We start from the raw sequence: 12,686 nt of genomic DNA, 5'->3' as shown, positions 1-12,686 counted from the left end.
TCTCCTCCTAAATTAATCTAAATCTTCCAATAAAAAATCTATTATATTTTTATGAATTATTCCTTGTTGGCTAAAGTCAAAACTATCGAGTGACAAAACAAATTTTGGATAATTATCATTTACAAACTTATATGCACCAAATTCTCTTTCTCTTGTTGATTCTGTCGGCATTAAATAAGAAACTTGATAATAAAAAATTTCTTCATTTTTCTTAGCGATAAAATCAATTTCTTTATCTTTTACTCTACCAACTTCAACATTATATCCTCTTGAAATCAATTCAATAAAAACTATATTTTCAAGAGAACGCTCAATATCCTTAATATTAGAAAATCCCACAGCCTGTCTAAATCCATGGTCTGTTAGATAATATTTCTCATCAACTTTAAGAAGTTTTTTCCCGAAAGTATCATATCTTGAAACTTTTTTTATAATAAATGCTTTTTTACAATATTCCAAGTAATTTAAAATTGTATCAACTGAAACATCTCTATTTTCATTTTTAAAATATTTTTTTATACTATTCGCAGAAAAATTCATACCTATATTTTCAATTACATAAGATAAAATTCTATTAAACAAATCGACATCTCTTATACTATTATATTCCAAAACATCTTTTATAAGAACTGTATTATAGACATCCGTTAAATATTTATAACTTGGCATTTCTTCTAAATTAAAATATTTTAAAAAAGGCATTCCCCCTATTTTTATAAATCTATCAAATAATTCTTCTTTCGATAAATTTTCTTCTTTAAAAACACAAACAAACTCACTAAATGTAAATGGCTGAATTTCAAATTCTACATATCGTCCAGCAAGTAAAGTAGAAATATCTCCTGAAATTAAAGTTGAATTTGAACCTGTAATGTAAATATCACAATCAAAATCTACTAACAATCCGTTAACAACTTTTTCCCAATCTTTAACCATCTGTATCTCATCGAAAAAAAAATACATTTTTTTGTTTGAGTTTTTCAAATAAGGCTTTAAATATTCTAAAAATTTTATCGAATTATTAATTTCTAGAAATTTCATAGATTCAAAATTGCAATATATCTTTCTTTCGCTTTCAACATTAATTAACATTTCATCTTTAATAATCGATAGAATGGTTGATTTTCCTACTCTTCTCATTCCTGTTAGTACTTTTACAATTGGCTTATCTATAAATTTTTTTATTTTATTAATATATTTAGGTCTAGTAATATAATTCATATGCTCATCTCCTTTTATCTATTATAAACGAAAATAAAACATAAATCAATAAATTTATCGACTATAATCGAAACTATTAAGTATTTTTTAATTTTATCGATTATAGTCTAGAATTTTATTTCCCTAATATTTTTTTCAAAAATTGTCCTGTATAAGATTTTTCACATTTAGCAACTTCTTCCGGTGTTCCGGTTACAACGACAGTTCCACCACCATCGCCACCTTCAACTCCTAAGTCGATTATATGGTCGGCGATTTTTATCATATCCAGATTATGTTCAATAACTATAACTGTATTTCCTTGTTCAACCAATGTATTTAAAACTTACGCTGTATGAGTATTATACCAAAAAAACAAAAAAATTTAAATAATACAAATTAATCTGTTAAAAATAAAAAAGAACACAGCAAAAACTGTGTCCTTTTATTTGTTTTTTAACTTTTTTAAAAATTATTAAGCTAAAGCACCTGATTCATCAAAACTATATTTAGTTCCGTTAATTTCTAATGTTTCATTGCAAGCCATTCTTCCGTCTTCTTTTGCATAGTACCAAACGCCACCTACTTCGAACCATTCGTTTTGAGCCATTCTTCCGCTTGGATTAGCAAAGTACCATTCATTATTTACAAGGAACCATTCGTTTTGAGCGATTCTTCCGCTTGCATTAGCAAAGTACCATTCGTTGTTTACAGAAACCCATTCGTTTTGAGATAATCTACCATTTGCGTTAACCCAGTACCATTCTTCGCCAACTTTAACCCATTGGTCAGCTAACATAGCACCTTTTTCATCAAATCTGTACCAAAGTCCGTTAATTTTACCCCAAGCGTTCTTGTAAACATCTTTTCCGTCTTTGTCTCTGTAGTACCAAACTCCGTCAACTTGAACCCAAGATTTTTCAGCTACTTCTGAAGTGCTGATGTCAATTGTTGGTAAGTTATTTTCTTTAGCAAAATTATTATAAGCTTCAAGTTCTCTCATTAATTTTGCTTTTATCATATCCATTTCTGCTTTAGTAGCACCGTTTATAACAGCTTTATTATATTTCTTGAAAGATTCAAATAATTCTTTTGATTTTGCTTCAAATTTAGTTATATTTCCTTTAACTTCTTCAACAGCCTTTTTAGCAGCGTCAAGTTCTTTTTGTGCATCTTTTAATTCTTTTTCTGCAACTTCAACTCTTTCTTTAACTACTGGATTTTCAGGATCAGCTTTTAATTCTTTATTTAAATCATCTAAAGCTTTTTGTTTTTCATCAACTTTAGTTTGAACAGCTTTTTCTTCAGTTTGACGTTTTTCTAATGTTTTTTTAATTGTTTCAAGAGCTTTTTGTTGAACATTGTACTTAGAAAGAAAATCTTTTGAAAATTCTGAATCAACAGCTATACCAAGTGCAGAAACTTTTTCTTTAGCTGATTTAGTAGCCTTATCTAAAGCTACTTTAGCTGTTTTTTCAGCTTTATAAGCAGCTTCATAATTTTTAGAATCAGCTTCTGCTTTTGGATCTGTTGGAATTTCGTCTTTAGCTACTTTAGCTGCAGCATAAGCGTCAAGATCTGCTTTAGCTACAAGTCCTTCGATTAAAGTAACTTCTTCTGCTTTAAGAGTACCGTGGCTTTCTTTTAGATATTCATCTACCTTAGTAATATCAAGTTCTGTATTTGTTTTTAATGTTGTTTCTATTTTTGCTTTTGCATCAGCAAGATTTTTTTCTGCAACTGCCTTAGCTGCATCAATCTTTTCTTTTGTTCCATATTTTTCATGGTCTTTTTTTGCTTTTTCATAAGCGTTCTTTTCTGTTTCTAATTTATTAGCTTTTTCAAATTCAGCTACAGCTTTGTTTGCTCTATCTTTAAATGCATCAACAACATCTTTAAGTTTTTGATAATTTTCAATTTCATTAATTTCAGTTGCTAAATCATTTTGTGCTTTTAAAAGTTTTTGTTGTTTTTCTGTAAGATCCTTTTGAGCAGTAAGAACTGCATCACTAGCTGTTTTTAGTCCTGCGTAATCATCTTTAGCTATTTTTTCAAAAGCAGCTTTCTTTTCGTCTAAAACTTTTTGTGCATCTCTAACTTCTTTACCTTCTTTATCATCAATAGCTTTTTCTTTTGCTGTTCTGTATTTAGTAATACTTTCTTGACCTAAGAAGTTTGATTCACCATAAGCTTTTGCTACTAATTTATCAAAATCTTTATAAACACTTTCTTCTTTTGCTTCATATGTTCCTATTTTTTTACCTAAAAGAGCATTTAAATCTTCAACGATAGCTTTAAATTTTAAAACTTGTTCTTTAGTAAAATCTTTAAACTTATCTTCTGATTCATAATTTTCAAATATTGTTCCTGATAAGCCTTCATCTACTTTTTTAGCTTTTTCTGCTACTTCTTTTTTTAACTCATCAAGAGATTTTTCTTCTTCGGCATAAACAACTTTTGTAGCAACGTGAGCTACTGTTGGCACTACCATAGCTGAAGCTAATGCTAAAGCTAATACTGTTTTTTTCTTCATAAAATCACCTCACATAATACATTTAGAGTTTTCCTCCATAATCTTGTACACTGAAGATATGTACAAAACCAAAAAATTTATAGACCCGATCGGCCAGCCTACAAACTAAACTACTTAACAAAACAAAAGCCAATCGAGTTAAATGACTCTAATGATACAATTACTACAAAGTATATGTTTCAAAATAATCACAAGTCAATCTGGTTTTATTAAGTAGCATATTCACTTATCTAAATCTACAACGATAAGAAAGATATGTTACTTAATAAAAGGATTTGAACTAAACAAACATTTACCTTAAATTATCTAGTGTAATCAATCATCTGATTTATATAACACATTATATATAATTTTAAAAAACATGTCAAGTTTTTTTATAAAAAAATTTTAACTTTTTTGTTTTTGTTACTTTTTTGTAATCTTTTATCTTTAAAATCATTTCAAAAGACTGTGTAAATATTGTTAATTGTTTATAATTAAATTTACTTTAAAGAAATTATCAAAAGGAGAATTTAATTTCACGCATTATTTACCTTAATTAAAGTTATCAAAATGTAAATAATCGTATAATTTAAATTAAATAATGTTAATTAAAAATATTTAAAACAACTCTTTTACTTTACCCGAATATTATACCACAATTATAATATTTTTGCAAATAAAATCATTTTATTTTAGATATAAAATAAAAAAGATAAACACAAATTAATGAGTTTACCTTTTTAAACATATTAGTAATTTAAGAGTTTATCAAAATTTAATTTCACGTATTATTTCCCTAATATTTTTTTCAAAAATTGTCCTGTATAAGAGTTTTCACATTTAGCAACTTCTTCCGGTGTTCCAGTTACAACGACAGTTCCACCACCATCACCACCTTCAACTCCTAAGTCGATTATATGGTCGGCGATTTTTATCATATCCAGATTATGTTCAATAACTATAACTGTATTTCCTTGTTCAACCAATGTGTTTAAAACTTCAATCAATTTCTTTATATCTTCGATATGAAGTCCTGTTGTAGGCTCATCTAAAATATAAACTGTATTTCCAGTTCCACGTTTTGCAAGTTCTGATGCAAGTTTTACCCTTTGTGCTTCTCCACCTGAAAGTTCTGTTGAGCTTTGTCCTATTTTAATATAGTCCAAACCTACATCATATAGTGTTTGTAGCTTTCTTTTTATTGACGGGTGGTTTTCAAAAAATTTAAGTCCGTCCTCAACGGTCATATCTAAAACTTCAAAAATGTTCTTTCCGTTATATGTTACTTCTAATGTTTCTCTATTATATCTTTGTCCGTTACAAACTTCACAAGGAACATAAACATCGGGTAAAAAATGCATTTCAACCTTTATAGTTCCGTCGCCCTTACAAGCCTCACAACGTCCTCCATGAACATTAAAACTAAATCTACCCTTAGTATATCCTTTCATCTTTGCCTTTGTTGTCATTGCAAAGACATCTCTAATATTATCAAAAAGTTTTGTATATGTTGCGGGGTTGGAGCGTGGAGTTCTTCCGATAGGACTTTGGTCTATCTCTATAACCTTATCAAGTTTTTCATATCCCTCAATCCTATCAAATTTTCCAACTTTTTGTTTACTTCTGTTTAATTTGTTGGACAATTCTTTATTTAAAATTGAATTTACCAAACTACTTTTTCCACTTCCTGAAACACCCGTTACACAAGTGAATACACCGATAGGAAATTCAACGTCAATATTTTTTAAATTATTTTCTCTGGCACCAAAAACTTTAATTGTATCTGTATATTTTCTTCTTGTCTTAGGAACTTCTATTTTACTTTTTCCTGAAAGATATGCTCCGGTAATTGACTTTTTACTTTTCATAATATCTTTTATAGTTCCTTGAGCGACTACCTCTCCACCATGAATACCGGCTCTAGGTCCAATATCTACAATATAATCAGCTTGACGAATTGTATCTTCATCATGCTCTACGACAATCAAAGTATTGCCAAGATTTGTTAAATTTCTCAAAGCACCTAAAAGTTTTTCATTATCCCTTTGATGCAACCCGATACTCGGCTCATCTAAAACATAAACAACTCCAACAAGTCCTGACCCAATCTGTGTTGCAAGTCTAATTCTTTGACTTTCTCCGCCTGACAAAGTTCCTGCACTCCTTGATAAAGTCAGGTACTCAAGTCCTACATCTTTTAAAAACTTTAATCTTTCTTTAAGTTCTTTTAAAATTCTTTCTCCAATTATATTTTCAGTTTCAGTAAGCTCTAAGTTTGAAAACCATTCATTAAGTTTTTCAACAGACATATCTGTAATATCTGCAATATTTTTATCCCTTATATAAACAGAAAGCGCCTTTTCATTAAGCCTTTTTCCTTTACAAGTTTCACATGTTTTTTCTGTCATAACTGTTTCAATCTTTTCCCTAAAAGACGAAATCGGATTTGTATTATATCTTCTTTCTAAATTTTTTATAATTCCCTCAAAAGGCTTATTAAAAACTTTATTTTCATTCGAAAATTTACTTTCAAATCTAAATTTTACGCATCTATCATTCGTTCCATAAAAAAGTTCGTCCAAAGTTTCCTTGCTCAAATTTTTAAAAGGAGTATTTTCATCAAAACCATTATATTTTATGATTTCATTAAAAATTTTATAGTAGTAGCCGTCTTCTCCCGTTGTCATATTGTAACACTCAATCGCACCATCTAAAAGAGATTTACTCATATCGGGAACAACTAAATCCGGGTCAACAATCTTATGACTACCAAGTCCATTACAATCTTCACACATTCCAAATGGACTGTTAAAGGAAAAAGTTCTCGGCTCAATTTCATCAAATGAAATATGTCCGTTTGGACAAGCCATTTTTTCTGAAAATAAAATTTCTTCCCCGTTAACAACCTTAACTTTTACAATGCTATCGCTAAACTTAAAAGCTGTTTCCAAACTTTCTGCAAGTCTTGACTCAATTCCTTTTTTCACGATAAGTCTATCTACAACAATATCAATATTGTGTTTTTTATTTTTATCAAGTTCAATTTCTTCGTTGAGTTCATATTCTTTTTCATCGATGATTACACGAACAAAACCTTGAATTTTTATATTTTCTAAAAGTTTTTTATGCTCTCCCTTTTTTCCACGAATAACGGGAGATAGTACAAAAATTTTACTTCTTTCTTCAAGAGCCATAACCCTGTCAACCATTTGGTCAATACTTTGACTTTTTATCTCTGTTCCACATTTCGGACATTTTGGAATCCCAATTTTTGCAAAAAGTAATCTCAAATAATCATAAATTTCCGTAACGGTTCCAACAGTTGACCTCGGATTTCTGTTTGTAGTTTTTTGGTCGATAGAAATTGAAGGACTAAGTCCGTCAATATATTCAACATCAGGTTTATCCATTTGACCTAAAAATTGTCGGGCATAACTTGATAAACTTTCAACATATCTCCTTTGACCTTCTGCATAAATCGTATCAAAAGCTAAAGAAGATTTTCCACTTCCACTAAGACCGGTAAAAACAACCATTTTATCTCTTGGAATTTCTAAATCTATATTTTTTAAATTATTTGCCTTTGCGCCTTTAATTTTAATTGTATTTTTAGACATCTAATCCCCACATTTCCTTTAATCTCTTTATTTCATCTCTTATTGATGCTGCTCTTTCAAATTCTAATGAATCTGCAGCAGATAACATTTCATTTTCCAAGTCGGCGATAAAACTTTCATAATTTGTTATTTCAACATTTTCAGTTTTGTATTCAGAAATATCTTCAGCAACCTTTGTCGCCTGAATAATTTCTCTAATATCTTTCTTAACACTCTTTGGTGTAATGTTATGCTCTATATTATATTTATTTTGAATTTCACGCCTTCTATTTGTTTCGCTTATAGCAATATCCATTGATTTTGTAATTCTATCTGCATACATAATTACTCTACCGTTCACATTTCTTGCAGCACGTCCAATAGTCTGTATCATAGAAGTTTCAGAACGTAAAAAGCCCTCTTTATCTGCGTCCATTATAATTACCAAACTAACCTCGGGCAAGTCGAGACCTTCTCTTAGCAAGTTAATTCCAACTAAAACATCAAACTTTCCAACACGCAAATCTCTAATTATTTCCATTCTTTCAATCGTATCAATATCACTATGCAAATAAGTTGTTTTTATTCCTACATTTTTTAGATAATCTGTTAAATTTTCAGCCATTTTTTTAGTCAAAGTTGTAATTAAAATACGCTCGCCATTTTTTATAACAGAATTTACTTCACCAATTATATCATCAATTTGTCCTTCTGTTTTTCTAACTTCAATTAATGGGTCTAAAAGTCCTGTTGGTCTTATAATTTGTTCAACTTCTTCTAAGTGATGACTCTTTTCGTACTTACCCGGAGTTGCAGAAACATATAAAATTTGATTTATCATATTTTCAAATTCAGTAAATTTTAAAGGTCTATTATCCAAAGCTGACGGCAATCTAAAACCATAATCTACCAAATTTTGTTTTCTACTTCTATCTCCTTCGTACATTGCTCCTATTTGTGGAACGGTAACATGACTTTCATCAACGATAATTAAAAAATCATCAGGAAAATAATCTATTAGAGTATAAGGTCTTGAGCCTCTTTCTCTACCACTCAAATGAGCTGAATAATTTTCTATTCCACTACAAAAACCAATTTCTTGTAACATTTCCAAATCATATTTTGTTCTCTGTTCAAGTCTTTGGGCCTCAACCAATTTATTTTCTTCATTTAAAACTAAAAGTCTTTCTTCCAATTCTTTTGAAATTGTGCCGACTGCTCTTTCAATTTTTTCTGAACTTGTAGCAAAGTGAGATGCAGGATAAATTGCAATATGCTCACGAGTTCCAATTACATCTCCTGTCAAAGAATTTATTTCAGAAATTTTATCAATCTCATCTCCAAAAAATTCTACTCTAATACTATTTTCAGAAGATGAAACGGGAAAAATCTCTAAACTATCTCCTCTAACACGAAAAGTTCCACGAATAAAATTAATATCATTTCTAACATATTGAATATCTACAAGTTTTCTTATAACTTCATCTCTGTCTTTTATCATTCCAGGTCTTAATGAAACTACTAAATTTTCATAGTCAATCGGATCGCCTAAACCGTAAATACAAGAAACGGACGCAACGATAATTACATCACGTCTTTCAAAAAGAGACATTGTTGCAGAGTGCCTAAGTTTATCTATCTCATCATTTATGGAACTATCCTTTTCAATATATGTATCAGATTGTGGAACATAGGCTTCAGGTTGATAATAATCATAATAGGACACAAAAAACTCAACAGCATTGTTAGGAAAAAATTCCTTAAATTCACTCGCAAGCTGATAAGCCAAAGTTTTGTTATGTGCAATTACAAGAGTTGGTTTTTGAACTTTTTCAATAATATTTGCCATTGTAAAAGTCTTTCCACTTCCTGTAACACCTTTTAAAATTATTTCTTTATTTCCTTTTTTAATCGAATCCGAAATTTTTTCAATAGCCTCCGGTTGATCGCCGGTAGGTTTAAATTTTGATTTTAAAACAAACTCCATAATGTACTCCAATTTATATTAATCAAAAAATTTTTTTATTAAAAATAATTCACCTATATTATACTATATTTTTTATCTATAACATAATTAATATACCGCAAAAAATTATTTAATAATCAGAATATAAACTCCTTTCCATTATAAAACAACTTGATAGTGTATATCAAAAGTGCTATAATTAGGCTGTAATAAAATTAAATTTTTATGGAGGTATTTATGTTTTTAGTTGTTAAAAATTTGAATAAAACTTATGGTACAAACGAAAATAAAATTTCCGTTTTAAAAGATATAAATTTTTCTTTAGAAAAAGGAGCACTTTGTACTCTACTGGGACCATCAGGTTCGGGAAAGTCAACATTGCTTAATGCTATTGGCGGACTTGAAAAAATTGACAGTGGGTTGATAACGATAAATAATTGTGAAATTTCAAGTTTAAAACAAAATCCCCTTTCAAATTTTAGAAGAAAATATTTAGGTTTTATCTTTCAATTTTATAATCTAATTCCGGATTTAAATGTAACGGAAAATATTCAAGTGGGTTCTTTTATACACAATGACCCTATGGATATTGAAAAATTAATAAAAGATTTAGGTTTATGGGAACACAAAAATAAATATCCTAGACAATTATCAGGCGGTCAACAACAAAGATGTGCAATCGGACGTGCTTTAATAAAAAAGCCTGAAATACTGCTTTGTGATGAGCCTACAGGTGCTTTGGACTATAAAACTTCTAAAGATATTTTATCCCTACTTCAAAGAATAAACAAAGAATATGAAACTACAATTATTCTTGCAACTCATAATGAAGAGATAACAAAGATGTCTAATATAATTATAAGACTTAAAGATGGTGTCATATCTCAAGAAATGGAAAACGAAAAAGTACTGGATGCACAAGAATTGGAGTGGTAGTATGAGAAACTTAAATAAAAGAATTTTCAGAAGTTTAAAAACTCAATGGTCAAAAAACTTATTGCTTTTTATCCTTATGTGTTCTATGATTTCCGTAACTTCCGGTATGTTGGTTGCATCAGGAAGTATAAAGACTATATATTATGAACTTATGTCTAAAGGAGTTGTTGAAGACGGAAAATTATTATTTGCATTTAATCCGACAGATGAAATTATAAAATCTATTGAAGATGAAAATGTAAAAGTCGAAAAATCTCCTTATGTTGATGCAAAAATTAAGGAAAATAAGGATAATAAAGATGAAAAGACGATTAGACTTTATACAAATAGAAAAAATATTAATCTTCCTATAATTAATGAAGGAGTTCTTGCAAAAAATAAGAATGAAATAGCCATAAATCATTTGTTTGCTAAAACAAATGATTTAAAAATCGGAGACACTATAACATTTAAAAAAGAATTTTTTAAAGACAATAAGGAACATACTTTTAAAATAGTAGGATTTGCCTCTATTCCTGATTATAATTCATCTTTTCAAAAACATAGTGATTTAGTATTTAATGCAACGGATTTCGGAACAGGATTGCTATCTGAAGAAGAAAAAGATATTTTTAATGAGAGCAAATTAAAATATCAAGTTTCTTATAGATTTAATAATAGGAACTTAAGTGAAAAAGAAATTGACGAAAAAAATAAAGATATAGTAAAATCAGCAAATAAATCGAAAACAGTTTTGGAGCAGATTACAAAAAAAGACAATAATGCAATAAGTTATTTGATAGACGACATGGGCGGAGATAGACCTATGATGATTGTAATGCTATGTCTTATGGTAATTTTACTAAGTTTTATATTCGCACTTTCAATTGTAAGTAAAATACAGGAAGAATCTGAAATAATCGGAATACTACTTGCAAATGGATATAAAAAATCGGAACTTGTTTTAAATTATATTGCAAATTCAGTAATAATAACTTTTTTGGCAGCAGTTTTAGGTAATATTTTAGGTTACACATATTTTACAGATTCATTCAAAGCTGTTTACTACAAATCATTTAACTTGCCTAACTTTACCCCTACTTTCAACTTGGAAGCACTAATAATTACAACTATAATTCCAATTTCTATAATTTTGATTTTTAATTATTTATATATCTATAGGAAATTAAATTTTTCACCTTTAGATTTTTTGAAAAAAAATTTAAAACATTATAAAAATAAAATAAAATCAAAATCTGAAAGTGAATCGAAAATAAAGAAAAATTTTTTGGGGTCTTTTAGAAAATCTATTATAAAATCAAATAGAGGTGATTATGTAGCTATAATACTTGGAATTTTTATTACTTCAATCTTATTTATTTTCGGTATTTCTGCAAAGCCAACATTTGATAACTATGGAAATAACTTGAAAGAGAATTTGTTTTGTAAGTATCAATATGTCTTAAAAGCACCGATAGAAATTGAAGGTAAAACGGCTGAAAAATATACAACAATATCTGCAAGTGTATATCACCCTATCAGAAAAGCAGATGATGATATATTGTTATTAGGAATTAGTGAAAATTCAAAATATTTTCAAAATACAAAACTGCCGGAAAACAAAAATGAAATCATTGTAAGTGAATATCTTTCAAAAAAACTCAGAAAATATGTAGGAGATGAAATAACTATAAAAAGCAAATTGTTAGATAAAGAAAAAACTTATAAAATAGTTGGTATTTACAAAAAATCATCTACTCTTTCAGCTTTTGTAAAAAAAGAATTCCTAAACGAAGAAATAGAACAAAAAAAAGAATTCTTTAACGGCTATTTCAGCAATGAAAAATTGGATATTGATGAAAAATACATCGCAACTACAATTGATGAAAATTCAATGACCGATGTTTCCAAACAATTATCTGAAATTATGGGACCTCTTATAAATACTTTTGTATTTTTATCTGCAGTGTTTTTGGCAGGTTTTATGTATAACCTTATGAAAATAATAACTGATAAGAACACTTTACAAATAGCTTATTTAAAAATCTTCGGATATACTAACAGAGAAATTTCAAAAATTTATATACGACCGATAACTATAACAGTCTTAATAAGTTTGCTAGCTTTAATTCCTCTTGAAGTATATGTGGTAAAAGAAATAATGTACTACTCTATGCTTAAATTTTCAGGATATTTAGAGCTTTATATTTCTTTTACAATAGTAATTTTATCAGTTCTAATAACTATTGCAACCTATGCGTTTGTAAGTATATTACAATTTTATAGAATATCCAAAATGAATTTCAGCGAAGTTTTAAAAAACAGAGAATAAAAATAAATATTTAATGGTTTACCTAGTTTTAAAATAAAATCAAAAATAACGGATTTTTTGTCCGTTATTTTTTTGAATATTTTCTCCCGCCGGTTTTCCCTTTATTAAGTCTATATATCTAGTATTCAACAGAAAATTATGATATAATATGAATGTATAATT

6 protein-coding genes and 1 pseudogene are annotated in these 12,686 nt (G+C 28.5%); 2 read left to right on the top strand and 5 right to left on the bottom strand.

Annotated elements, in window-relative coordinates; genetic code table 11:
• Positions 1-12: 12 nt before the first annotated feature.
• The 5 genes and pseudogenes from IBJ83_RS01025 to uvrB form a co-directional block, all read right to left on the bottom strand.
• The gene (locus IBJ83_RS01025; RefSeq protein WP_201274990.1) at positions 13-1,221 is read right to left on the bottom strand and encodes an ATP-binding protein; all 1,209 of its coding nucleotides are present in this window, start codon (positions 1,219-1,221) and stop codon (positions 13-15) included.
• A 115-nt stretch (positions 1,222-1,336) separates the two neighbouring features.
• Positions 1,337-1,546, bottom strand: a pseudogene (locus tag IBJ83_RS01020) (excinuclease ABC subunit A); the annotation flags it as partial.
• Between the two features lie 129 nt (positions 1,547-1,675).
• Positions 1,676-3,733, bottom strand: coding sequence for a hypothetical protein (locus IBJ83_RS01015; protein ID WP_201274989.1), 2,058 nt, complete (start codon positions 3,731-3,733; stop codon positions 1,676-1,678).
• Positions 3,734-4,503: 770 nt separating this feature from the next.
• On the bottom strand, positions 4,504-7,332 hold the full coding sequence (uvrA, locus tag IBJ83_RS01010) for an excinuclease ABC subunit UvrA (protein WP_201274988.1): 2,829 nt from the start codon (positions 7,330-7,332) through the stop codon (positions 4,504-4,506).
• Entirely contained in the window at positions 7,325-9,298 is a 1,974-nt protein-coding gene (uvrB, locus tag IBJ83_RS01005) for an excinuclease ABC subunit UvrB (protein WP_201274987.1), read from the bottom strand. The genes uvrA and uvrB overlap by 8 nt, the downstream gene beginning before the upstream one ends.
• Positions 9,299-9,514: 216 nt before the next feature.
• Between uvrB and IBJ83_RS01000 the strand changes: the two genes are divergently transcribed.
• Together IBJ83_RS01000 and IBJ83_RS00995 are read left to right on the top strand one after the other, a co-directional pair.
• Positions 9,515-10,213, top strand: a complete 699-nt coding sequence (locus tag IBJ83_RS01000) for an ABC transporter ATP-binding protein (RefSeq protein WP_201274986.1) — start codon at positions 9,515-9,517, stop codon at positions 10,211-10,213.
• 1 nt (position 10,214) lies between these two features.
• Positions 10,215-12,524: an ABC transporter permease gene (locus IBJ83_RS00995; protein WP_201274985.1), complete on the top strand. Its 2,310-nt coding sequence runs from the start codon at positions 10,215-10,217 to the stop codon at positions 12,522-12,524.
• Positions 12,525-12,686: the final 162 nt, after the last annotated feature.

The sequence above is a fragment of the Parvimonas parva genome (assembly GCF_016552165.1).
Lineage (GTDB): Bacteria > Bacillota > Clostridia > Tissierellales > Peptoniphilaceae > Parvimonas > Parvimonas parva.
Note: the sequence above shows the minus strand (reverse complement) of the source record. Positions and strands in the feature narration are given on the sequence as shown.

Coding starts and splice junctions, on each gene's coding strand:
- uvrA (WP_201274988.1), bottom strand. CDS start 7,332: ATGTCTAAAAATACAATTAAAATTAAAGGCGCAAAGGCAAATAATTTA.
- uvrB (WP_201274987.1), bottom strand. CDS start 9,298: ATGGAGTTTGTTTTAAAATCAAAATTTAAACCTACCGGCGATCAACCG.
- IBJ83_RS00995 (WP_201274985.1), top strand. CDS start 10,215: ATGAGAAACTTAAATAAAAGAATTTTCAGAAGTTTAAAAACTCAATGG.
- IBJ83_RS01015 (WP_201274989.1), bottom strand. CDS start 3,733: ATGAAGAAAAAAACAGTATTAGCTTTAGCATTAGCTTCAGCTATGGTA.
- IBJ83_RS01025 (WP_201274990.1), bottom strand. CDS start 1,221: ATGAATTATATTACTAGACCTAAATATATTAATAAAATAAAAAAATTT.
- IBJ83_RS01000 (WP_201274986.1), top strand. CDS start 9,515: ATGTTTTTAGTTGTTAAAAATTTGAATAAAACTTATGGTACAAACGAA.